This window comes from Providencia sp. AGC89, from assembly GCF_053543535.1.
Window position 1 is genome coordinate 39,598 of sequence record NZ_JBIXLP010000071.1, and the last position, 23,727, is coordinate 63,324.

The 23,727-nt window shown below is 41.3% G+C and carries 25 protein-coding genes and 1 pseudogene; 8 read left to right on the forward strand and 18 right to left on the reverse strand.

All coding sequences use genetic code 11. The features are described from left to right. The first annotated feature begins 170 nt into the window (after positions 1-170). Positions 171-2,096, forward strand: a complete 1,926-nt coding sequence (locus ACIPUA_RS15930) for a DEAD/DEAH family ATP-dependent RNA helicase (RefSeq protein ID WP_048605850.1) — start codon at positions 171-173, stop codon at positions 2,094-2,096. A 209-nt stretch (positions 2,097-2,305) separates the two neighbouring features. Here ACIPUA_RS15930 and ACIPUA_RS15935 read toward each other — a convergent pair whose 3' ends face one another. From ACIPUA_RS15935 to ACIPUA_RS15950, 4 genes are all read right to left on the reverse strand, one after another. After that, positions 2,306-2,437, reverse strand: coding sequence for a hypothetical protein (locus tag ACIPUA_RS15935; protein WP_257786023.1), 132 nt, complete (start codon positions 2,435-2,437; stop codon positions 2,306-2,308). 97 nt (positions 2,438-2,534) lie between these two features. Continuing rightward, on the reverse strand, positions 2,535-2,804 hold the full coding sequence (locus ACIPUA_RS15940; protein ID WP_071548690.1) for a hypothetical protein: 270 nt from the start codon (positions 2,802-2,804) through the stop codon (positions 2,535-2,537). A 158-nt stretch (positions 2,805-2,962) separates the two neighbouring features. Further along, a complete protein-coding gene (gene btsR / locus ACIPUA_RS15945; RefSeq protein WP_042845734.1) occupies positions 2,963-3,679 on the reverse strand; it encodes a two-component system response regulator BtsR in 717 nt (238 codons plus the stop codon). An 18-nt stretch (positions 3,680-3,697) separates the two neighbouring features. Continuing rightward, positions 3,698-5,383 (reverse strand): LytS/YhcK type 5TM receptor domain-containing protein, encoded by a 1,686-nt coding sequence (locus tag ACIPUA_RS15950; RefSeq protein ID WP_449059864.1) that lies wholly within the window; start codon positions 5,381-5,383, stop codon positions 3,698-3,700. Between the two features lie 646 nt (positions 5,384-6,029). Between ACIPUA_RS15950 and ACIPUA_RS15955 the strand changes: the two genes are divergently transcribed. Genes ACIPUA_RS15955 through ACIPUA_RS15965 form a run of 3 tightly spaced genes read left to right on the forward strand, consistent with a single transcriptional unit; the run spans position 6,030 to position 9,312 of the window. Beyond that, on the forward strand, positions 6,030-7,001 hold the full coding sequence (locus tag ACIPUA_RS15955) for an HlyD family secretion protein (RefSeq protein WP_042845733.1): 972 nt from the start codon (positions 6,030-6,032) through the stop codon (positions 6,999-7,001). A gap of 11 nt (positions 7,002-7,012) precedes the next feature. Continuing rightward, a complete protein-coding gene (locus ACIPUA_RS15960) occupies positions 7,013-8,158 on the forward strand; it encodes an ABC transporter permease (RefSeq protein ID WP_042845732.1) in 1,146 nt (381 codons plus the stop codon). After that, positions 8,158-9,312, forward strand: coding sequence for an ABC transporter permease (locus ACIPUA_RS15965; protein WP_042845731.1), 1,155 nt, complete (start codon positions 8,158-8,160; stop codon positions 9,310-9,312). Before ACIPUA_RS15960 ends, ACIPUA_RS15965 begins: the two co-directional genes overlap by 1 nt. Here the strand turns inward: ACIPUA_RS15965 and ACIPUA_RS15970 are convergent. From ACIPUA_RS15970 to ubiU, 4 genes and pseudogenes are all read right to left on the reverse strand, one after another. Next, positions 9,309-9,782, reverse strand: a complete 474-nt coding sequence (locus ACIPUA_RS15970) for a type II toxin-antitoxin system YhaV family toxin (protein ID WP_410054830.1) — start codon at positions 9,780-9,782, stop codon at positions 9,309-9,311. The two genes, ACIPUA_RS15965 and ACIPUA_RS15970, sit on opposite strands and share 4 nt — an antisense overlap. 34 nt (positions 9,783-9,816) lie before the next feature. Next, a pseudogene (locus ACIPUA_RS15975) lies at positions 9,817-10,222 on the reverse strand (type II toxin-antitoxin system PrlF family antitoxin). Between the two features lie 38 nt (positions 10,223-10,260). Then, positions 10,261-11,136, reverse strand: a complete 876-nt coding sequence (locus ACIPUA_RS15980; protein ID WP_042845730.1) for a U32 family peptidase — start codon at positions 11,134-11,136, stop codon at positions 10,261-10,263. Positions 11,137-11,153: 17 nt separating this feature from the next. Further along, positions 11,154-12,149, reverse strand: coding sequence for a ubiquinone anaerobic biosynthesis protein UbiU (gene ubiU, locus ACIPUA_RS15985; protein WP_042845728.1), 996 nt, complete (start codon positions 12,147-12,149; stop codon positions 11,154-11,156). A gap of 516 nt (positions 12,150-12,665) precedes the next feature. On the opposite strand from ubiU, the gene ubiT reads away from it, so the two are divergent. After that, positions 12,666-13,190 (forward strand): ubiquinone anaerobic biosynthesis accessory factor UbiT, encoded by a 525-nt coding sequence (gene ubiT, locus ACIPUA_RS15990; protein ID WP_042845726.1) that lies wholly within the window; start codon positions 12,666-12,668, stop codon positions 13,188-13,190. After that, positions 13,184-13,687 (forward strand): GNAT family N-acetyltransferase, encoded by a 504-nt coding sequence (locus ACIPUA_RS15995; protein ID WP_048605868.1) that lies wholly within the window; start codon positions 13,184-13,186, stop codon positions 13,685-13,687. Before ubiT ends, ACIPUA_RS15995 begins: the two co-directional genes overlap by 7 nt. Here the strand turns inward: ACIPUA_RS15995 and ACIPUA_RS16000 are convergent. Beyond that, positions 13,660-13,998: a GIY-YIG nuclease family protein gene (locus tag ACIPUA_RS16000; RefSeq protein ID WP_048605870.1), complete on the reverse strand. Its 339-nt coding sequence runs from the start codon at positions 13,996-13,998 to the stop codon at positions 13,660-13,662. The genes ACIPUA_RS15995 and ACIPUA_RS16000 overlap by 28 nt on opposite strands. 270 nt (positions 13,999-14,268) lie before the next feature. Here ACIPUA_RS16000 and ACIPUA_RS16005 point away from each other — a divergent pair, with 270 nt between their 5' ends. Together ACIPUA_RS16005 and ACIPUA_RS16010 are read left to right on the forward strand one after the other, a co-directional pair. Further along, a complete protein-coding gene (locus ACIPUA_RS16005) occupies positions 14,269-14,520 on the forward strand; it encodes a YdgH/BhsA/McbA family protein (protein WP_042845722.1) in 252 nt (83 codons plus the stop codon). Positions 14,521-14,797: 277 nt separating this feature from the next. Further along, a complete protein-coding gene (locus ACIPUA_RS16010; RefSeq protein WP_181468820.1) occupies positions 14,798-15,247 on the forward strand; it encodes a YhbP family protein in 450 nt (149 codons plus the stop codon). On the opposite strand, the gene nrdG is transcribed toward ACIPUA_RS16010, so the two are convergent. The 9 genes from nrdG to phnU all read right to left on the reverse strand — a co-directional run bounded on the left by nrdG (position 15,244) and on the right by phnU (position 23,727). Beyond that, positions 15,244-15,708, reverse strand: coding sequence for an anaerobic ribonucleoside-triphosphate reductase-activating protein (gene nrdG / locus ACIPUA_RS16015; protein WP_042845954.1), 465 nt, complete (start codon positions 15,706-15,708; stop codon positions 15,244-15,246). The genes ACIPUA_RS16010 and nrdG overlap by 4 nt on opposite strands. Positions 15,709-15,712: 4 nt before the next feature. Continuing rightward, complete coding sequence (nrdD, locus tag ACIPUA_RS16020; protein WP_042845719.1) at positions 15,713-17,851, reverse strand: anaerobic ribonucleoside-triphosphate reductase; 2,139 nt, start codon at positions 17,849-17,851, stop codon at positions 15,713-15,715. 366 nt (positions 17,852-18,217) lie between these two features. Then, complete coding sequence (gene ridA / locus ACIPUA_RS16025; RefSeq protein WP_042845718.1) at positions 18,218-18,604, reverse strand: 2-iminobutanoate/2-iminopropanoate deaminase; 387 nt, start codon at positions 18,602-18,604, stop codon at positions 18,218-18,220. A 163-nt stretch (positions 18,605-18,767) separates the two neighbouring features. Beyond that, complete coding sequence (gene pyrI / locus ACIPUA_RS16030) at positions 18,768-19,232, reverse strand: aspartate carbamoyltransferase regulatory subunit (protein ID WP_042845717.1); 465 nt, start codon at positions 19,230-19,232, stop codon at positions 18,768-18,770. A gap of 13 nt (positions 19,233-19,245) precedes the next feature. Next, the gene (gene pyrB / locus ACIPUA_RS16035) at positions 19,246-20,181 is read right to left on the reverse strand and encodes an aspartate carbamoyltransferase (protein WP_042845716.1); all 936 of its coding nucleotides are present in this window, start codon (positions 20,179-20,181) and stop codon (positions 19,246-19,248) included. Positions 20,182-20,528: 347 nt separating this feature from the next. Then, complete coding sequence (locus tag ACIPUA_RS16040) at positions 20,529-21,071, reverse strand: fimbrial protein (RefSeq protein WP_187549537.1); 543 nt, start codon at positions 21,069-21,071, stop codon at positions 20,529-20,531. An 83-nt stretch (positions 21,072-21,154) separates the two neighbouring features. Beyond that, on the reverse strand, positions 21,155-21,658 hold the full coding sequence (locus ACIPUA_RS16045; RefSeq protein ID WP_042845714.1) for a fimbrial protein: 504 nt from the start codon (positions 21,656-21,658) through the stop codon (positions 21,155-21,157). Positions 21,659-22,066: 408 nt separating this feature from the next. Continuing rightward, positions 22,067-22,864, reverse strand: a complete 798-nt coding sequence (phnV, locus tag ACIPUA_RS16050) for a 2-aminoethylphosphonate ABC transport system, membrane component PhnV (RefSeq protein WP_272692473.1) — start codon at positions 22,862-22,864, stop codon at positions 22,067-22,069. Between the two features lie 2 nt (positions 22,865-22,866). Continuing rightward, positions 22,867-23,727 carry a 2-aminoethylphosphonate ABC transporter permease subunit gene (gene phnU, locus ACIPUA_RS16055; protein WP_042845711.1) on the reverse strand — a complete coding sequence of 287 codons (861 nt, stop codon included), beginning with the start codon at positions 23,725-23,727 and terminating at the stop codon, positions 22,867-22,869.

Here is a 23,727-nt window from a genome sequence, read left to right on the forward strand (position 1 = left end):
CTGACGAACATTTCATGATTAATTTTTAAGTCATCATCCCTCGGGGTGACGGCCTATTTGTTCGTTTAATAAACACAATTTGAGCCAGTTCACATTTTAAATGAAAATGACCGAAATGATTTTCGCATGGTTATGTAAACTGGCTGCCATTATGTATGAGGCACCTTTACATGACTACTGAGACCGATATTTCTTTTGCTGATTTAGGTTTATCAGCATCTATTTTGACAGCACTGAACGACCTGGGATACGAAAAACCATCACCAATCCAGCAACAATGTATTCCATTGTTAATGGATGGTAACGATGTATTAGGTATGGCACAAACCGGTAGTGGTAAAACCGCTGCATTTAGTTTGCCATTACTGCAAAACATTGACCCAGATTTAAAAGCTCCGCAAATTTTAGTTCTGGCACCAACTCGTGAGTTGGCTGTTCAGGTAGCTGAAGCGATGAGCGATTTCTCTAAACATATGAGCCGCGTTAACGTCGTTGCTCTATATGGTGGCCAACGTTATGACGTGCAATTGCGCGCGTTACGCCAAGGTCCACAAATCGTTGTGGGTACACCTGGCCGTCTTCTTGACCATCTGAAGCGTGGTACTTTAGATCTTTCTAAATTAAAAGGCTTAGTCTTAGACGAAGCTGATGAAATGCTACGAATGGGCTTTATTGAAGATGTTGAAAACATCATGGGTCAAATTCCAGCAGAGCACCAAACCGCATTGTTCTCTGCGACAATGCCTGAGCCAATTCGCCGTATTACGCGTCGCTTTATGAAAGAACCTAAAGAGATTCGTATTCAGGCAAGCATTACCACACGTCCTGACATTGCTCAAAGCTACTGGACTGTTTACGGTATGCGTAAAAATGAAGCGTTGGTTCGTTTCTTAGAAGCAGAAGATTTTGATGCGGCGATTATTTTCGTCCGTACTAAAAATGCAACATTAGAAGTCGCAGAAGCATTAGAGCGTAACGGCTATAACAGCGCAGCGCTGAATGGTGACATGAACCAAGCTCTGCGTGAGCAGACATTAGAGCGCCTGAAAGATGGTCGTTTAGATATCTTGATTGCGACTGACGTGGCAGCTCGTGGTTTAGACGTTGAGCGTATTAGCTTAGTCGTTAACTATGATATCCCTATGGATGCTGAGTCTTATGTTCACCGTATTGGTCGTACTGGCCGTGCAGGTCGTGCGGGCCGTGCCTTACTGTTCGTTGAGAACCGTGAGCGTCGCCTGTTACGTAACGTTGAACGTACGATGAAACTGACTATTCCTGAAGTTGAACTGCCAAATGCAGATTTGTTAAGTCAACGTCGTCAGGAAAAATTTGCTGAAAAAATCCAGCAACAATTAGAAAGCAGCGATTTAGACCAATATCGTTCACTGTTAGCGAAAATGTCTCCATCAGAAGATGTTGATATGGAAACTCTAGCAGCAGCGTTACTGAAAATGGCTCAAGGCGAACGCGCCCTGATCCTACCACCAGATGCACCTCGTCGTCCGCGTCGTGAATTCAACGACCGTGATGATCGCCGTGGTGACCGTCGTGACCGCAATAGCAATGGTAATGGTTTTGACCGTGCAGAGCGTGGGGAGCGTGGCGGTCGTCGTGAGCGCCGTGATGTTGGCGATATGGAAATGTATCGTATCGAAGTTGGTCGCGATGACGGTGTAGAAGTTCGCCATATTGTTGGTGCGATTGCTAACGAAGCGGACATCAGTAGCCGTTATATTGGTAATATCAAACTGTTTGGTACTCACTCAACCATTGAGTTACCAAAAGGTATGCCAAGCGAAGTGTTAACTCACTTAAGCCGTGCACGTGTATTAAATAAACCAATGCAAATGCAACTGATTGGTGATGCACAACCGTTTGAGCGTCGTGGCGGTGGTGAGCGTCGTGGTGGTCCTCGTCGTGAAGGTGGTAGCGAGGGAGGTTTCGGTGCAGGTCGTCGCAATGACCGTGGTGGTGAGCGTCGTAGCAACGGTGGTGGTGAACGCCGTGGCGGTGGTAACCGTGGCAATGCAGCACCTCGCCAAGATGGCACTAATGCGGCACCTCGTCGTCGTAGCAGCAGCCATAACGCGTAATAGCTAGGTTTTGGGGAGTTTAATCCCAATAAAACGAAACCCGTACTTTGAAGTGCGGGTTTTTTTATTAGTCATTTTTATTTAAGTATATAGTGGCGATAAAGCGTTTTTTCTAAATCTTGTGCTGTGCTAATAAAAAGTAGGATAACGACGTTATTTGTTTGCTTATCAAATTCATATAAACAGCGATATTGGCTAGTTATATCGATTCACTCTCGAATAAGTAGACCATTATTGGCTAACATTTGATTTGGGCGATAAGGTTTAGGATCTTCTGATATTGCTTTTACGGATGATAGAAGTAGCTCATCAACAAACGCTGCAGCTTGAATACTACTCATAAAATTGATTTTTAAACGATTCTACATCCTGTAGTGACCATAATGCAGTTTCTGCGAGGGTGACCGTATATGGTTGTTCCATCACAATTTCCTTTCATTATTTTCTTGCTGCACGTAATTTTTCTAGCGCTTCTTCTGGTGATAAGGTTCTTTTATTTTTAACATCATCTTTTGCTGCCATCACCAATTTTAGCAGTGCATTTGCTTGGCGCTCTCTTTCTCTTTCTTTTAGCTCTATTTCACGTTCCACACTAGTTTGAATAAAAAGCTCAGACTGCCCATTTTTTGTTACAAAAACGCCCCCCTTAAAGAGCTCAGGGTTACCAAGGCCTTCACGTGCTGCTTTTTGCGACATTGTATTAGATATATTTTGTTCCTATAAATGGTGAACACACAACACGGAATACAGAATAACGTATTGTGTGTTTTTTGAACTTATGTTTCTGTTTATAGAAAAATTGTTTTGATGTACAAATTTATTATTAATTTATACACAAGTGCATGTGTGAGAAGTCGAAGAGCCATTTAGACTAAACCCAATGCCTCTTTTAGTGGTTTGAGGTAACGGCGGCTAACGGGGATGCGTTCGCCAGAGCTAAGTACTAACTCGGCTTGCCCACTATCGCCAAATAAAATTTCATTTAATTGGGTCATATTGACTAAGTATTGGCGATGGCAGCGCACTAGCGGTGTACGAGTTTCTAAGGTGCGTAATGTGAGTTCAGTAAAGCCTTCTTGCCCTTGTGTACTCATGACGTAGACGCCACTCAAACGAGAAGTTGCATACAATACTTCATCGAGTTTCATCAAATAAATACGGCTATGACCAGTACACGGAATAAATTTAAGTGGTTCATTATTACCCAGTAGCTCAAGGTTTTGTTTTTGTTTACCTTGACGGAGTCGGCTTAATGTTTTCTCCAATCTTTCTGGCTCAAGGGGTTTTAATAAATAATCAAAAGCATGTTCTTCAAAAGCCTGAATAGCAAATTCATTAAAAGCGGTTAGAAAGACAATATAGGGGCGGTCTTCAGGATCTAACATGCGCACCATTTCAAGGCCAGTTAGGCGCGGCATTTGGATATCGAGAAAGACCACATCAGGCTTTTTTTTATGGATTATCCCAATAGCTTCTATCGCATTGGCACATTCGCCAATGATTTCAATATCATCGTGTTCTTCGAGGAGGCAACGGACGTTTTCCCGCGCAAGTGGTTCATCATCAACAATTAATACATTCATAGGGTTACATTATCATTATTATGGTGCCGCCAAATACGGTAGGCGGATTTTCATTCGTGTAAATTTTTCTGGCTCATGCTCTACGCTAATGCCGTATTGTTCGCCATATTTTAAACGCAAACGTTTATCGACCAAGCCCATCCCTAAGCCATCACTTTGCTTCGTAGATTGGTAGAGCCCTGCGTTGTCTTCAATTTCAATATAGACGTGTTCGCTACCGATATAACTACGTATTGTAATATATCCCGTCTCTAATAACTGTGAGGTGCCGTGTTTAATTGCGTTTTCAACAAGAGGTTGTAAGGTAAATGCAGGGAGTTCAACATGTTTAACTTCCTCTGGAATGTCGATGTAAATCTGTAAGTTTTCTTGAAAACGAGCTTTTTCTATTTGTAAGTAAGCATTGATATGTTCAATTTCTTCTCCCAAAGTGGCATTTTGTTCCGGACGTTTTAAGTTATTACGGAAAAAGGTCGAAATATATTGCACTAATTGCCCCGCTTGTTGGCTGTCTTTGCGGATCACGGCCTGCAACGTGTTGAGTACATTAAATAAAAAATGAGGGTTTACTTGGGCATGGAGCAATTTTACTTCCGATTGTAGCAGCGATTGTTTATTGCGTTCGTATTGCCCTGCCAAAATTTGAGCTGAAAACAAGCTGGCAATCCCTTCACCTAATGTACGGTTGATTGAGCTAAATAGGCTATTTTTGGCTTCATAGAGTTTTATGGTCCCAATCACTCGGTCATTTTCGCCTCGTAGGGGAATGACGAGTGCCGAGCCAAGTTTACAAGTTGGGCTGAGGGAACATTTATACGGTGTTTCATTCCCATCGGCATAGACAACCTCATTATTATCAATGGCTTGTCTTGATTGTGTCGATGAGATTGGTGTTCCAGGTCGGTGGTGGTCTGCCCCAATACCAATAAAGGCGAGTATTTTTTCGCGATCGGTAATGGCAACAGCTCCAATTTCCAGTTCTTGGTAAATAATTTTGGCAACTTTCATGCTGTTATCCGCATTAAAGCCTTTACGTAGAATACCTTCGGTCGTTAAGGCAATTTTAAGGGCCTGTGCGGAAAAAGCGGTGGTGTATTTTTCAACAATTGCGCGTCGGTCGAGTAAAATACGAATAAACATGGCTGCACCAATGGTGTTCGCGACTAACATCGGTGCGACAATACTTCTCACCAGCTCAAGGGCTTCATCGAAAGGGCGCGCAAGTAATAGAATAATCAGCATTTGTAGGACTTCAGCTACAAAAGTCGCACAACTGGCAGTAACTGGGTTAAAAATTTTATTAATTTCGCCACGTTTCATATAGTAACGATGGACTAAGCCACCAATGAGTCCCTCGACAATGGTCGAAACCATGCAAGCAAATGCACTCATCCCTCCTAATGAATAACGGTGTATTCCGCCAGTAAAACCAACGGCAAACCCGACGGCAGGGCCGCCAAGTAGCCCACCTAATACCGCACCAATTGCCCGAGTATTGGCAATGGAATCATTGATATGTAAGCCAAAATATGTCCCGATAATACAAAATACGGAAAAAATCAGGTAGCACATCACCTTGTGGGGTAAGCGGATAGTGACTTTCAATAAGGGAATGACGAGTGGGGTGCGGCTGAGCGCCCATGCGATAACAAGGTAGACGCACATTTGCTGGAGTAGGAGTAATATTAAATCAAATTCGTACATGCTCGTCATATTTCACATTGTGGGGGTGTTGACTTTGTCATCTCGCCCTAGTCACATACTACTGTATGCTCCTAGGGTCTCGTTTCCTCGTCGCCTACCCACAATGCGAACTATTTAGAGCATGGCTCGTCATGTGCACGTTATGGGGTGTTGACTTTGTCATCTCACCCTAGTCACATACTACTGTATGCTCCTAGGGTCTCGTTTCTTCGTCGCCTACCCACAATGCGAACTATTTAGAGCATGGCTCGTCATGTGCACGTTATGGGGTGTTGACTTTGTCATCTCACCCTAGTCACATACTACTGTATGCTTCTAGGGTCTCGTTTCCTCGTCGCCTACCCACAATGCGAACTATTTAGAGCATGGCTCGTTATATTTTGCATTGCGGGAGTTATTCACTTTAGCGTCTATTTTTAGTCTTTATTTGGCGAGTGATTATACCGTAAGTCATTGGTTAAGTAATCGACATTTGAGTAAAGGACATTCATCATTATTTGACATAAGAAAAAAATCGATTCAATATTAGACAATGCCCTACCTTTTCGTGATCTTGCGCACGAATTTATTAACGCTGTATTTAATTTTCTTGTCATACTCTAGGGATGATAGTTTCCCCCGTTATTATTTAAGGTTCACATAAATAATGAAAAAAAGAACAATAGTACTGATTTTGCTGATGCTCATTTTAATAGCAGCAGCTGCACTTTTTCATTCCCATAATCAATATTTATTGTTGCAGGGAGAAGTGGATGCACCTGAAGTTATTGTCACCTCAAAAGCGAAGGGGCGAGTGGTTGAACGCCATGTCGAGCGTGGGGACGATGTCAAACAAGGGCAGCTTTTATTAACATTAGAAAGCCCTGAGTTGCAAGCGCAATACGAAGCCTCAAAAGCGGCAAGGGACCAAGCAAAAGCTCAGCTCGAACAATCGATTAACGGGACCCGAGCAGAGACTATTCGGGACCTTAAAGCCACATTAGCGCAAGCAAACTCACAATATCAAAATGCTTCTCGCGAATATGCGCGTTTGAGTAATTTAAAAAGCAAAGGGTATGTTTCAGCAAATGAACTTGATAATGCCCGTAAAGCTAAAGATGTTGCATATTCTCAAGTACAAGGTGCAAAAGCTCGGTTAGAAGAGGGGCAGAATGGGGATCGTGTTGAGTTACGAAAACAATACGAAGCAGCTCTGAATCAAGCAGAACAAAAACTTACAGAGCTACAAGTACAGGTTGATGACCTACAAGTCAGAGCGCCTGTTGATGGTGAAGTCGGCCCTATCCCAGCAGAAATAGGTGAACTATTCAATGCAGGCAGCCCGTTAATTTCATTAATTCGCTTACCTCAGGCTTATTTCATTTATAACTTGAGAGAAGATATTTTAGTCAATGTGAAAAAAGGCGATAAAGTTCAACTTGATGTGCCCGCATTAGGCAATAAGGTGATTGAGGCTGAGGTTCGTTATATTGCACCAAAAGGTGATTACGCAACAAAGCGTGCAACCCGTGCAACTGGTGACTTTGATTTAAAAACGTTTGAAATTCGTTTATATCCATTAGAGCCAATTGATGGGCTGCGGCCCGGTATGAGTGTGCTATGGCACTGGGATAAGTAAAAGGTGTTGCCATGAAATTAAAGTTCGCTTGGCAAGGCTTCGAGCATGCTTTTAGCCGTGAAACTAAAATGGCTATCCGTAGCCCTGTTTTTCACTGGTTGAGCTGGTTGTTTCCATTGATGTTGTTTACGTTGGTGAGTTCTAACTTTTCAGAAGGAACGCTGATGGATTTGCCTGTGTCAGTGGTAGATGACAACCATAGTCCAGTATCTCGGCAAATTATTCGCGACTTGAATTCAGGCCCTCACGCAGATGTAAAAACTATCGATGACAATCTGAATACATCCTTAAAAAGATTAGGCAGCTCAAAAGATTATGCATTACTGTACATCCCCCATGATTTTGAAGAGGATGTGTTAAGAGGGCGCCAACCTGAACTGCGTATGTACTACAACGCTTTATTTTACGCATCGGGAAGTTATGCAATTCAAGACTTTAGCGGCTTAGTTGCGGAGCTAAATGCAAAGTATCGCCAAGAACTGGCGAGGTCGATGGGAAAAGCACTACCGCCGTTGGCGCAAGTGACACTTTCTTATGACAGCTTGTTCAATCCGAGTGGTAGTTATATTTATTACCAGCAGTTTGCTGCGACTATTCATATGTTACAGCTGTTTGTCGTCACAGCGACTATTTATACTATGTCGCGAGGGAGCACTTTACAAAGCGTTAAACCTTTCGCTACTGCCCTATTAGGGAAGATGGCCCCGTATACGTTATTTTTCACGACATTGTTGGCAATTGAACTTGCTGCACTCGTGACCATTTTTGATGCTAAAGTGGTGGGTAACCCATTGTATATGCTGGTGGTAGGCTTCTTTTATGTGATAGCGGCACAAAGTATTGGGGTATTACTATTTAGCTTTACCTCTAGTGCTATTATGGCTTATAGCTTAATAGGGATGCTAGTGAGTATCGCTTTAGCGTTCTCAGGAATGGCTGTGCCTGAATTATCGATGATTTTACCCGCGCGAATTATTTCTAATATTGAACCCCTTACGCATACACTTAATGCAATGTTCGATATTTTCTTACGGGAAATTTCGTTTGGTCGAATTGTAGAAGTTTGTTTGTTTTTATTAATTTACCCTGTCGTAATTGCCTTTTTAGTTCGTAAACGCTTGGTTAAGCGGCTTGCAACTCAAGGAGGGGAAGTTTAATGGCGGTCTATTTTGCGACTTTCCGTAAAGTGCTACTGGGTATGTTAGAAAAGCCGATGTGGCTACTACTTTTAGTCTCATTGTGCGTGATGAGTTTGGTCTATGCAAAACCTGTTTTATGGGATTTGCCTGTTGCCGTGATCGATATGGACCATAGCACTGCTAGCCGCGAACTAATCCGTGATTTAGACGCGACGCCAAAAGTACAATTGCATGGTTATGATAACCTTGCGCAGGCTCGTCAGGATATGATCGCTAGAAAATTATTTGCGATAATTATCATTCCAACCGATTTTCAGCAGCATTTACTAAGTGGTAAAAGCATTACTGTCCCTGTCTATGGTGATGCGACTAACCGCCTCGCTAGCGGCCAAATTCAACAAGAGCTTTCAAAAGCATATCAAACTCTTTTAAACGCTTATAATACGCAATTACTAACAAAAGCAGGTTATAGCAAAGAACAAGCCAAAGTTATCATTACCCCAGTCCGCAGTGAAACTGAACCGTTGTATAACCCGGGAGTCAGCTTTGCGGCCATTGTTTTCCCAGGTTTATTGGTGATGTTGTTACAGCACTCCTTGTTGATCGCTTGTGTGCGCGTCAGTATTGCGATCCGTTCAACACCGAAAGGTAAACCGCCTTTAGCCGTTTATTTGGGAGCATTATCTGCGTTAATACCCATTTGGTTGTTTTTATCTACGGTCTTTTTTGCACTTTGGCCATGGGTATTGGGCTTCCGGCAAGAAGCACCGCTGTACTTAATTTGGATATTTACCTTCCCGTTCCTATTAGCGGTTATTGGCCTAGGCAAGTTGGTAACAGAATGCTTGCGCAGTGTTGAAATGATCTATTTAACGTTAGCGTTTATCACTACGCCAGTGTTTTATATGTCAGGCACTATTTGGCCATTACAAGCGATGCCAGATTGGGTACGTATGATTGCTTCAGCATTGCCATCAACATGGGCCACAAACGCCATGGCAGGCCTTAACCAAATGGGATTGCCGTTTAGTGAGGTGTTGATGGATATCGTTATGATGCTAACACTTGGTGTAATTTATACGGTTATAGGTGTGTTTATTGGCATGCTAAGAGATGGAGAGTTACGCCATATTAGCTATATGTTTAACCGTTGGCGTAGGCATCGGCATTAATCGTTATTTTTGAGTAGGAAACCTATGGCTGAGTTAGGAACAACGGCTTTTGTTGCCATTTTTGCTTCTTGGCTTAAGGTTTCCCAGTCATCAGGAGGGCTTAGCATTGAGGCAAATACTTGATAGGCATCATTTTTGGAACTATATGAACGTAATGTACTGAAATCATTTACCCAACTAATAATGATGATTTTATCTTTTTCACTGCAACGAAAGAATAAACGGAACTGCTGTAAAAATTTAGCCCGAAACCAATGTTTGTGTTTTGTTCCTAAGGTATTACCTTGGTAAAAAATTGGGTCAAGTGGGTTGACTGCAATTCGTTCTGTTATCACTTTATTAATTGTAGCGAGTAATTTTGTGGGGGCTTTCTTTTTATAGCCTATTGGGGCAGATTTTTTTAAGGTTTGTACTGTACTGACTAATGCAACTAACTGTTCTAAGAAACATGAGTGAAAAAAATTTTCCATCCGTTAATTTCTAACATTCCCTGTGACTCCATGATTAACTATCAGTAAGTGGTGCATCTAAATCAATGTCGATATCCGCAGTAAGCTCATTGACCTTATTCCATAATGCTACAGGCACAGGATAAATGTATCGTGGATTTTCTTTCATATCTTTTTCTAGGAAATTGAGAAACTATAGGGTCCTCATGGGCGTTTGTTTGCCTAGAAATAATGACATTACCATCTGCTAATAGCGAATATTCAATTATTTCACCAGGTTGTAAGTGTAAAGCATCATGTATGGCCGCAGGGATAGTTGTTTGACTGCGTTCGGTAAGGCGGGATTTTGCACGTAAAGAAACAGTGCTTGGGTTTATATCAATCATTTTATTTACTTCAAAAATTTCCAGTCTATCCTCAGTGTAATGCAAATGCATTGTGCAATGCATTTGCATTTGCATTACACTGAGGATAGGCGGTTATGAGGTGGGTAATAGGCTTAAGGCACCATCGACAACCCTGCAATTTGTCGCCAGTAACCATTGCAATTTTGGTTGATAATATTCAACGGGATCTCCCCATTTTCATTGGCTTTAAACTGCTTGATTACCTCAAGGGTCTCAATGCCTTCAGGTGAAATGCGCACAATATCCACAAGGTCATGCATTGAATACAGGTCATTGCCGAGGTTATAGCAAGCGCCACTGAGTGTTTGAATACCATTTAAGGTAAATACTTGCTGCTGTTCTTGAGAAAGAACCTTGCGCCCTTGGGGGTAGTTAATACAGCAAGTCTCACATTCGTCTTTTTGCCGATTTTCTGAACGAGCCGTAAAACAGCGGGCAGAGTAGGCCAGAGGTAAATGACCGTAGCTCATCACTTCCACCTCAAATTTACCGTGGATACCAATATCATCACATTGATTGAGCAAATTAATTAGCCAATCACGAGATAGCTCTACAGGCATACACCAGCGCGTCATACCTTGGCGTAATAAAATATTTAAAGTTTGTGCGTTATAGCAATTTAATCCGTGCCCAGCGACAAAAGGAAGGTTTCTTTCGACTAACATGTTGACCACACCAAAATCATGGGCTTCAACGAGAAACTCACCATTATCAACTAACTTGCTGATTTCTTTAAGTTCGGAAGGGGCTTGAAGAAGGGCAAGGGTACTCAGAACAATTTGTTTGCCGCTCTTGGCCAGTTGTTGGGCGAGCTCTATCCAATCATTGGGTTTCATTTCTCGGCGCTTACTGCAAACCGTTTCTCCAAGGTAGATAATATCGGCTTCACTTTCGATTGCGCACTGATAAAATTCACTTAATGTGTGTTTTGGCCAGTAATAAAGAACCGATCCTAATGAGTACTGCATAATATTTACCTTTTCAATTACTGCCACTTGCGATGATAAGCACCCAAAGTCGTCTGGCTGCCTTCTGAAAGCCCACCTAATACTTTTAGCCATTTAGGGTCGGTGGTGAAGTTATCAGGGTTGGCTTTGTAACGGTCAATCGCTTGGCGCCAAATCCGTGTTACCTCCGTGACATAAGCAGGGCTGCGCTGGCGGCCTTCAATCTTAACCGAAGCAATACTAGCGGCCATGAGTTCTGGTAACAGTTCAATCGTGTTGAGGCTAGTTGGTTCTTCTAGGACGTGGTATTTTTGACCATCGACAAGGTAACGCCCCTTACACAAAGTAGGGTAGCCTGCATTTTCATGTTCTTGGTAGCGGTCGATTAAGACGTCATTCAGGCGAGACTCCATACCATTTTCTGTTTGCTGCCAACGAACAAAACGAGCTGGTGAGCAAGCGCCTACGGTGTTTGGTGATTCGCCCGTTAAGTAGGAAGATAAATAACAACGGCCTTCAGCCATGATGCATAAACTACCAAAAGCAAACACTTCAAGCGGCACAGGGCTATTTCTAGCGAGTTGTTTTACTTGATGAATAGATAAAACGCGTGGAAGGACAACACGATGTACTTGAAAGTTTCGCTGATAGAAGCGGATCGCTTCTGTATTGGTGGCTGAAGCCTGAACCGATACGTGTCTTTCGATATGCGGGTACTTGTTTGCTGCATACTCTAACATCGCGATATCGGCTAAGATTAACGCATCAGCACCTAAATCCGCAGCAAGATCGACGGAGTTTTGCCAACGTTCATAACCGGTAGGGTGTGCAAATGTGTTAATCGCAATATGCAATTTGCGATTATGGTTATGAATGTAGCGCTCTGCTTCATGCAGCTTTTTTTCAGTGAAATTGAGCCCTGCGAAGTGGCGCGCATTGGTATCGTTTTTTAACCCAATATAAACAGCATCTGCGCCGTTATCGACAGCGGCTTTCAACGCAGGCAAATTCCCTGCTGGGCAGAGTAATTCCATTGGCCTATCCCTGTATAAAATTTAACAACGGACATTCTAGTCAAGGGAACTGTTATAGATTTTGATTTAGAGCAGAGAAATTGTTAATGGATATCAGTATTCGTTAATTAAGGCTGTGGGTGACTGAATTAGTGAGTGACTTTTTTGTGAGTTAGGGCACTAAAGAATAAAATGAGACCCGTTTCATAAATCTGGATATTAAGTCATTTTTGGTTATTTATTGATCATGATTTGTGGTAAAAGCCACCAATAGAAACTATCCATTTTGTTAAAAATAAATATGGGTGACATGGGCAAAAATTGATATAGGATCAGACCAATAAGGTGTTTTTTTGGCAAGATAACTCATCGTGAGCTAAATAGTGTATTGATGATCTCAGTAATTGGGGTTATTAACTACAAATATTTTGTTTAACTAATTGAATATACAATATGTTACCCTAAATAATTCGAGCTGCTACTGTTGTTGAGTAGTTACCCGAAAACGGGCAGACAATTAAGACGGGAGTCAGTACTGTGCTAGGTAAAATTCGTTCTCAACTCATCACAAAAGGTCCTTCATTTTTGAAATTACCTTTAAAAGTGACCCCATTTGCTGTGCAACGCCATGTGCTTGAACAGCTACTAAGTTGGCAATTTCGTGAGTCAGTCAAAGAAGGGGAACTCGATTTTCTCGAGGATAAATGGCTAAAAGTTGAAGTTCGTGACTTATCATTGGTGTGGTTTATCAGTTTGCAAGATGGCCAATTAGCCGTTAAACAGAACGCACAAGCTGATGTCAGCGTTAGTGGTAATGCAAACGACCTTATTTTGATAGCGGCACGTAAAGAAGATCCCGATACTTTATTTTTCCAACGTCGCTTGGTGATTGAAGGGGACACCGAATTAGGTTTATACGTTAAAAACTTAATGGATGCTTTTGAATTGGAAAATATGCCGGCTCCGCTGCGTTTTGCTTTACTGCAATTGGCTGAGGTGATTAAAACGGTTCATGATAGCGAGGACGTAGAGCACAAATCGCCTGCGTTAACTTCATGTTAATTCGAGTTGAAATCCCAGTCGATGCAATGGGAATTGATAAGCTATTGCGTGAAACTTTTCCAACAGAAGCGGAAGCTAACCTTGTTCAGCACTTGCGAGAAGACGGCTTATTAACGCTTGGTGTTGTTGCGACCAATGACAACGGCGAAGTCATTGGTTATGTAGGCTTTACACCTGTTGATGTCAATGGTGAAGACGTACAATGGGTTGGGTTAGCTCCTTTAGCGGTTAGTAAAGCTCACCAAGGCCAAGGCATTGGTGAAAAATTGGTTTATGAAGGGTTAGATAGCCTGAATGAATTTGGTTATGGTGCTGTCGTCGTTTTAGGGGATGAGCGTTACTATTCACGTTTTGGTTTTGAACCAGCCTCAAAACAAGGAGTGAATTGCCAATGGCCTGAACAACAACCCCATTTCCTGATATGTGGGCTCGAAAATGGCGAAATAGGGGCTCATCAAGGCCTAGTGACTTATTCTTCACACTTCAGTAATTTATAGTTAGCTAAGTAATCAATGAGATTATCAGGCTGGTCAATGACCAGCCTTTCTTTTACCTTTTTATTCAACTTCTTAATTTGATATTCCACTTGTGAGGCAGTTGATCGTGAACCGACAAAACACGAGAAAGCTAATATAAGTGGCGTTTTCCCTTTCAATGCTTTTGCGCCTGTACCCGCTTTATGTTGTTCAAAACGGCGTTGCACATCTGTCGTGATACCACAATACAAGGCATTATTTTTCTCTCTTACCAAGTAAAGATACCAATTACTTTGCTGATCTTCGCTTTTTTTTGATGTGTTTTTTATCATTTTGTGCTGGCGTGTTGAGATAAAACAATAGGTTAACAACGAATATATTCGTTAAGAAAGATGTTTATAACATATTAAATTTTAAATGAAAAATGATATAAAACTGTCACAAATCCGTAACCTCAAGTTAGGTTTTGATTCAAATAATTTGAATAACTATAGCAAAATTAGCTAATTTTCATTCTGAGTTAAAGCGCATAATATGATCCATATCACAGAGGGACAGTAAAAATCCCAACTAAAAATCAAGTTTGTTAAAAGGAACATACCATGAAAAAATCAACATTATTCGCTGCTGCTTTAGCTTTAGGTGCTGTTTCATTTGGTTCAATGGCAGCTGATGAAGTTCAACATTCTAGCCAACCGGCTGCAGGTTATGTATCTGTAACAGGTGCTGTGAGCGTAAATGACCTTACCGCACAATTAGCCAAAAAAGCTGATGAAGCTGGTGCGACCTCATTCCGTGTCATTTCTGCTGGCGGTGAGAATTCAATGAGTGGTACAGCAGCTATCTATAAATAAATTTACTCGTCATACTTCGAGCCGTAGCGTTGTTGGCCGTGTTTATTCGCACTAGTCACATACTTATGTATGCCTCTAGCGCCTCGTTTACTTGCCGCCTAGCTACAACTTGAATTATTTAGAGTAAAGACTTAGGTGAGATAGCCTAAAAAGCCAAGTTAATTAGAACCATTTTCTAATTACTTAGGCTATAGTAATAGCGAATTTATGCCTACGTTCAGAACATTTTAGCAAGCTCACGGGGTTATCTCCAAGAGCTTGTTCTGAACGGGTTTATATGGAAACCGCTATGACCCCTGAACAAACCTTACAACACATCCAGCGCTATATCGCCCGCCAACACGTTTTTTCCTTATTTGCTCATCATCACAATGATATCTGGCCTGCCAGTTGTTATTATGCATTTGATGCGAAAACTATGTCGTTGATTTTAATGACTGATGCCAGTTCGAAGCATGGACAATTGATGGTAGCTAACCCACAAGTCGCTGGGACGATTTCGACACAATCGAAAACGGTCAATCAGATACAAGGTATTCAATTTATCGGCAAAATAGCAAGGTTGGAAAGTAAACCAGAACAACTAGCTAGAACAGAGTACTGCCGTCGTTTTCCTGTGGCATTGACAGCGAAACTGCCTATTTGGCAGCTTCACTTAGACAATGTCAAAATGGTGGATAATAAATTGGGATTTGGTACAAAATTACATTGGACCCGAGAAGCTTAGCGCAAATGGTGGATCACCTGATTTGCGCTGCCACGCCAAATTAAACGTGGGTCGTGCAAATTTTGCTCAAACTTACCGTCAATCAAGGTATTCACAAAACTGACCACCTTTTGTTGCTCAAGGGTAAGCTCATTCAATTTGTATCCCGTCCATACCCAAATGTCTTTATCTGGGCAGACTGTTTTTACTCGCTTCACTAGCTTGAGTATCGCTGGCAAATTGGCGGGATGTAGCGGGTCTCCACCGGACAGGGACAAGCCCTGCCGACGAATACGCGTGTCTTGCAAATCTTGAATGATTTGATCTTCCATTTCTTGGGTGAATGGTACGCCGGAATCCACCCGCCATGTGCTTTGGTTATAGCAACCGCGGCACTGATGCACACAGCCAGAAACAAACAGTGTACAGCGGGTACCTGGACCATTAACAACATCAACGGGGTAATATTGGTGGTAATTCATCATATTAACCTAATTGACCATTACCTAGATGCTTAATACGACGTTTCACCTCTTCTTGTTTCCCCGCATTGAAGGGCCTAGCATCTGGGCTACCTAAATAACCGCAAACTCGGCGAATAACAGAAACTCGGTTGGTGTCATGGTTTCCGCAAGCAGGGCAAGTAAACCCTTTACTGGTACAGGAAAACTCACCAGAGAAGCCGCATTCATAGCATTCATCTATTGGTGTGTTGGTTCCATAATAAGGGACGTGCTGATAGCTATAGTCCCACACATCTTCCAGCGCCCTAACATTATGTTGTAAGTTCGGGTATTCGCCGTAACAGATAAAACCGCCATTCGCGAGAGCAGGGTAAGGGGCTTCAAAGTCAATTTTGTCGTATGGGTTGACTTGTTTTTCAACATCTAAGTGGAAGCTGTTGGTGTAGTAGCCTTTATCTGTGACACCAGCAATAACCCCAAATTCAGCAGTGTCGATACGGCAAAAACGGTCACACAGGTTTTCACTTGGTGTGCTGTATAAGCTGAAACCGTAGCCTGTTTGAACTTTCCATTCATCAGTAGCTTGGCGTAAGCGGTTGACGATAGCCACTGCTTTTTCGCGCAGTTTTTCGCTGTCATACACATGCGTTTCTGAACCAAAGAGTGCATTGATTGTTTCATGTAACCCAATGTAACCTAAGGAAATTGATGCTCGTCCATGCTTAAATATTTCAGCAACATTATCATCAGCTTTTAACCTTACACCACAAGCACCTTCCATATAGAGGATTGGGGCAACGCGGGCTTTCACTGTTTCTAAGCGGGCAATACGAGTCATTAAGGCTTTTTTCGCGATAGCGAGGCGTTCATCCAGTAATGCCCAAAATGCATCTTCACTGCCTTGTGCTTCGATAGCAATACGAGGCAAGTTGAGGCTGATAACCCCTAAATTGTTGCGTCCATCATGAATTTGTTGCCCATTTTCTTCATATATACCCAGAAAACTGCGACAACCCATTGGTGTTTTAAATGAGCCAGTGACATCAACAACACGATCGTAATTAAGAATGTCGGGGTACATGCGCTTACTGGCGCATTCTAAAGCGAGTTGTTTGATATCGTAATTAGGGTCACTTAGCTTATGATTTAAGCCATCTTTAATCGCAAATACGAGTTTAGGGAAAACGGCTGTTTTACGGTTTTTACCTAACCCTGCAATACGATTTCTGAGGATAGATTGCTGAATTAATCGGGCTTCTTTTGATGTGCCAAGACCAAAACCAAAGGTGACAAATGGGGTTTGGCCATTCGCGGTGTGTAGTGTGTTAACTTCATATTCTAATGATTGGAAGGCGTCATAACATTCTTTATCGGTACGGCTTTGGGCATAGCCTTCTGCGTCTGCAATTCCCCATTCTTTGGCGACTTTTAGGTGTTTTTCGTAGCTGATTGCGACATATGGCGCTAAAATTTCGTCAATACGGTTAATTGTTGTACCGCCATAAATATGACTCGCAACTTGTGCAATGATTTGTGCTGTTACTGCTGTTGCGGTAGAAATAGATTTCGGGGGTTCTATTTCGGCATTTCCCATTTTAAAGCCGTTAGTTAACATGCCTTCAAGGTCAATTAACATACAGTTAAACATTGGGAAGAAAGGGGCATAGTCGAGGTCGTGATAGTGGATTTCGCCTTTTTCATGGGCAATCACGACATCACGAGGTAAAATATGTTGTTTAGCATAGTGCTTTGCGACGATCCCTGCGAGTAAATCACGCTGAGTTGGGATGACTTTACTGTCTTTATTTGCGTTTTCATTGAGTAACGAGACGTTGCTTTGTTCTATAAGGCCTCGAATATCATGAGTCAGCTGGCTACGTTTTTCGCGTTCGCTGTCCCTATCGTGGCGATATTCAATATAAGCGCGTGCTAAGTCCTTATACGGCCCAGCCATCAATTGGTTTTCTACGGCGTCTTGGATCTCGGCAATATCCACTTGGTTTCGGCTGCAAAGTTGCTCTTTAACTATAGTTGCAACTTGAAGACAGTAATCGTCATCCTTAACATTTACTGCGGCAGCAGCACGTTTAACGGCTTCCTGAATTCGTGGAAGGTCAAAGTTGACCTGACAACCATCTCTTTTAATCACAACCGTTCCCACTGTTATTCTCCTTGCTAAGTTATCCACAGCGTTAATCAAAGTATTTTTGATCTTGATTATTACGACTCGTCTGTGGATAAAATGTGAATAAATACTACATATTGTGCCAATTGATATAATTAAAGCACAATATGTAGGATATTGCTTTTTTTTAGCAGCAATAAGTTTGATCCAAAACAAGGAAAAAAATTAATTGTATGAATATCAAAAGCGGGGAAGTTAAAAATAAATACTTATCATCAGGGAGTGCTAATTTAACTTAAATTATAGTTTTGTTCGCTAGACTTAAGAAAGGATAAGCTGTATCGGTATTATCAAAATAACACCCCATATAAAGATGATGGGGTGTTTAAAGCAAATTAGCGGTTACTTACGAACAGCAATAGCTTCGATTTCAATTTTGACATCTTTAGGTAGGCGGGCTACCTCGACGCAAGAACGAGCAGGGAATGGCGCATTGTGTTGTTTGAAAAATTCTTCATAGGTGGCATTCACTGTCGCAAAGTCATTTAAATCTTTTACAAACACCGTTGTTTTCACGATATTAGCTGCACTTAAGCCCGCTTTTTCTAAAATAGCTTTGACGTTAGCTAGGGATTGACGTGTTTGTGCGGCAATATCTTCCGGGACTTCACCTGTTTTAGGGTCAACAGGAATTTGGCCTGATGTCATCACTATACTGCCCAAATCTACGCCTTGAACGTAAGGACCGATCGCTGCTGGTGCATTTTCTGTATTGATTTCGAATGACATAATTACTCCGTTTCATCACGTAAAGAGAAGATACTCATGTTATTTCAACCTGCGGCTATATGTGCGGATTTGAATATAATTTGAGTATAACTGTATGGGTCATCAGGCGCTATTATAAACATGGATCACGCCTGAACAACACCGCAGTCTACGCTGAAATATCCTATTGGTTATTGATCACAGCGTCTCTATCGAATTCTTTTTCGCAAAACTGGCAAGTCAGAGCCACTTCTTTGTCGATTTTTTTCACACGAAAACTGCTGGATACCGGCTCATTATGGCTAATACAGTTACTGTTTGGGCAAATCAGTACGTTATCGATATAGTCAGGCAAGGTGAGTTCTAATTTTTCCACCACTTGGTAGTCTTCAATACGATTGACAGTGGCTTCAGGGGCATACATTGCTAATTGGTTAGCTTGTTCTGGAGTTAAAAAGGTATTTTCAATTTTAATAATATCTTTTTTGCCCAGATTGCTAGAAGGCAGGTTTAAGCCAATAGTGATACGCTCATCGGTTTTTGTCAGTTTAAATAATTTCAGGAGCTTGAAACCAATTTGAGCAGGAATATGGTCGATAACGGTGCCGTGGCTGATCGCTTCAACTTGTAATTTATGGTCGTGTGTCATGGTGATTTCCTCCTCAGATAGCTAATTCTTTATTTAAAACCAGTGATAACAATGCTTGTCGTGCATAAATCCCATTGCCAGCTTGTTGGAAATAGTAAGCGTAAGGTGTGCTATCGACATCGACAGTGATCTCATCGATTCGTGGCAGAGGGTGTAATACTTTTAAGTTCGGTTTCGCACAATGTAAATCAGCAGCATGAAGAATAAATTGGGCTTTAACATTGGCGTATTCTGATGGGTCCAGACGCTCTTTTTGTACGCGTGTCATGTACAGAATATCGAGCTCTGGCATGACCTCATCAATATTATTATGCAGGCTATAAGTTGCGCCTTTCTCTTCTAATATATGCAAAATATGATTTGGCATAGACAGAGCTTCAGGTGCAATAAAATAGAAGTGGTTGCCTTCAAATTTTGATAACGCTTGGGTCAGAGAATGCACTGTTCTGCCATATTTGAGGTCACCAACCATGGCGACTTGTAGATTTTCTAACCTACCTTGTGTTTCTTGAATAGTGAACAGGTCGAGTAAGGTTTGAGTAGGATGTTGATTCGAGCCATCCCCTGCATTGATGACAGGGATATGGCCTGCAAACTGGCTGGCTAGTCGAGATGCCCCTTCCTGTGGGTGGCGCATTACAATTGCATCAACATATTGGCTAATCACCGAAATGGTATCTGCCAGCGTTTCGCCTTTCTTGCCTAATGATGTATTGGTACTGTCAGAAAAACCAACAACCGAAGCGCCTAAGCGGTGAATAGCGGTTTCAAATGATAAACGTGTCCGCGTTGAAGCCTCAAAAAAACAACTTGCGATGACTTTATGTTTTAGAAGTTCAGGTTGTGGCTGTTTTTTCAGTGAAGCGGCGACGTTGAGTACGAGTTCAAGGTCTGAACGATCTAAATCATTAATTGAAATGATATCGCGTTGGTATAAAGGGTTCGGCATTGTTGTTCTCCTGTGTCAGCAAGACATGTTAGGTCTATAGGCCAAAAAAAAGCCCCTCAATTGAGGGGCTTTCTTGGAAATACGAAGGGGAAAAACAGGCTGTCCAAACCGCCTGAAGGCAGTGTGTTGGAGGTGTTCTCTGTAAAAAATACAGCAGCAGCGTTCATAGTTTCTCCCGGCAAATTGTGGCGCATTATACGCATCTCATTCTTTGACGCAAGCGTTTGCATAAAGAAAAATAAATTTTTTTAATTTTTGCATTTAGAGCGAAAACTCGCCTACTGAATAAAAGCGGAAAAATCAGCGAGATGAGGGTGGAGTTACTGATTGTAGTTATTGTTTTTGTATTACGGGTAATCTACCGCTAAGTTCCCTGCAATGTTAAATGAGTGCTCACCGTAGTCGCCGGTACCATTAGGCGCAACCCTGATTATAGTGGCATCGATATAATAACTTTTTTGATTTTTTATCATCGTAATATCAACGCTTTTATTCGGGAGAATAGGTGCTCCTTGCCAACTTAATTTCACACCAAACGCATGACTTGAAGTTTGAAATAGTGTATTTGAATTGGCGGCCGGTGCTGCGTTAAACGATAGCTTCGCGTTGACGGTAGCATTACAGTCAATATTGAGTGCGATTTTATGTGGTGCGGTTTCTTCGCCTATACGATTACTATGGCTAACAGATAATGAGCGATGGCTTGCGACTGTGTTGTCAGAAATATGACATATAGTGGGTGTCATTGAAAATGAGCCACTAATATGGATAGGTACATTTTGCGTTGCCGCTTGTGAAATAGAAATAGCGCTAAGGAGTAGCCCAAAAGAGATGAAAACTTTAAAAAAATAACGGAATTCATAATGTTTCTCAAATGATAAATCATGCATTTTATCTATTTTCATATAAATTATTATTACGTGGCTGAGTAATGAATTAACCCAGCCACAATCATATAGAGGAGTAATAAATATTACTGATAGGTAATTGCTAAGTTAGCCGTAATGTCAAAGGTATGATTACCAAAGTCATTGGGACCATTAGCGGTTAAACGGGTTAGGCTGGTAGAAAATGAAATACTGTTCCCACCTTTTACCACTTTAAAGTCATCACTTTGACCAGGTTTAACTATAATATTGTTATATTTTAATTTTACACCGAATGCATCACTTGATGTTTTAAATGTTTCAGGTGAATTTGGTGCGTTATTTGCGACAAAAGTGAGTTTAGCATTAGCAGGGAATTGGCATGTGAAGCTTAAATAGCCAGAACTATGGAATGCAGTTTCATCGCCGACTTTTTCTAGTGTATTGATCGCACCAAAATCTGTTCTGTTTTCAAGCTTTGCATCATTACAAGGTTGGGTGACATTTGAGAAGGTGCCTTTAATATTAATTGGCATATTTTGAACAGCTGATAACGCAGGTAAAGAAACACACAGTAATAGCGCTAAACCACTTTTTTTTAGCAAGTGCATAATAAAAATCCTTTTATTGATTTTGAGAAGTATTTTATTTTAATGAAGTTATTAAAAATATTAAATAGACGATATTTAAATAAACATTTAATTTTGTTTTAAAAAATAAATCCCATTAAAAGACTCTTTTTAAACTGTAGTGGTTTATGTGTTTAATTATTTTAAGAGTAAATGCTTAGGTAATATTTTGATATAAATAATTTATACTTTAATAACTATGTTTGTTTACTTAAGTATTATATTTAATATTGCATTTGTATTTTTTGGTTAATAACCATTTTAATGTTAATGAATTTGTTATTAATGTTAATTTAAATGATGAACTGAATATATAATTATAATTTTGGTAATATCAAAATATTGAAAAATGAATAAAAGCTCATTGCGAGCTTTTATTGGGGGTTACTCTTATTTTTGACTTAACTTAGTCGCTATTTTTTCTAGCTTGAACATTAATAATAAGGTGATGGCGACCAGTACAATGGTCAGTGCTGAGCCATCTGCGATATTACCACGGTCGGTTAAGCTAAAAATTGAGACGGGCAGGGTGGCCCAACCGGGGGGATATAACATCATCGTTGCGCCTAACTCCCCTAAAGATAGGGACAGGCTTAATGCTAATGCTGAGATCATCCAAGGCATCAAGAGTGGTAGAGTGACGTGACATAGTCGATACCAAGGTGAAGCACCTAAACTAAAGGCGACATTTTCAATATCAGGGGAAATGCGGGTTAGCCCAGTAGAAACATTGCTAAATGTGAAAGCTGAAATTAATACAAAGTGGGCACTGAATACAATCCAAAATGTCCCGTTCATTTGTAGATATCCTTGGCTAAATGCAACAAGGATACCAAGACCAATAGAGACTGAAGGTATTGCGCTTGGTAAGTAAAATGCGATACCGAGTAGTTTTTGCCATTTCCCGTTCTGTCGTCTGAGTGCCAATGCGGCCCAAAGCCCACAAAATAGGGCAAATAGGCTGGCACAAAACCCAATAATTAAACTAGAAAGAATAGCATCCCAAGCTGGGCCACTGAATGCATTGACAAAATGCTCAAATGTAAACCCTGAAGGCAAGATACCATTCCATTGCTGGCTGAAACTCGACATTAAAATCATCACTAACGGTAGCAAAAATAATAATGAAAACAAGCTAATAGCAATCAAGGTTGCGACGGCTCGACCTTGTTTAGACCAAATCAACATAGTTAATTCCTTACTCCGAGGCGAGTTGTAGCCATTCTATAGAGAAAAAATAACCCGAGAGAAAGTAAGATGTTTACTAAAGCAATCATACAGGCAACCGCATAATCAGACTCTAGTATGGCTTTGCTGTACACCATCATAGGTAAGGTATTCACGCCTTTTGCGCCGATAAATAAAACGATCCCAAACTCATTGGTGGTTAATAGTAAGCAAAGACTGCCGCCAGCAAGTAAGGCGGGAAGTGCGGCTGGAAAAATCACTTGAGCAATAACACGAGCGGGGTGCGCACCTAAAATACTCGCAGCTTCTAATTGGCTTTTATCTATTTGCCGTAGAGCAGCCATCAATGGGCGCATAATTAACGGCGTGAATACGGTGATCTCGGCTAAAATGACCCCATTGATAGAATATAGGAAATCAACTGGCGGTAGTTCGAAATCAAATAATGCCATTAACGTGCCATTTAGTAGCCCAGCGGAACCATAAATAAAAGTAAACGCGAGAGTAATCAAAAAGGTGGGTAATGCAATAAATGTATCAATAACTTGGGTAATAAAACGGCTACCAGGAAAGGGGATAAACACTAATATCAGGGAAAGTATGCTCCCTACGATAAGGCAGCCTAAGGTAGCAAAAAACGCGATTTGCAGGGTGTTCCATAGACCATTAATGAAACGTTTAGATTCAATTAGTTGCCAGAGTGCATCTAGCCCCCAGACACCAGTTTCATTTTGTAGTGCTTGTTGGGCGATTAACAATAACGGATAGAAAAAGAGTGTGGCTAACACCAGCAATGGCGGTATTATCCAATAAATGGGTTTTAGAGAGATACTTGACCGTTTTGGCACACTGATATATGACAT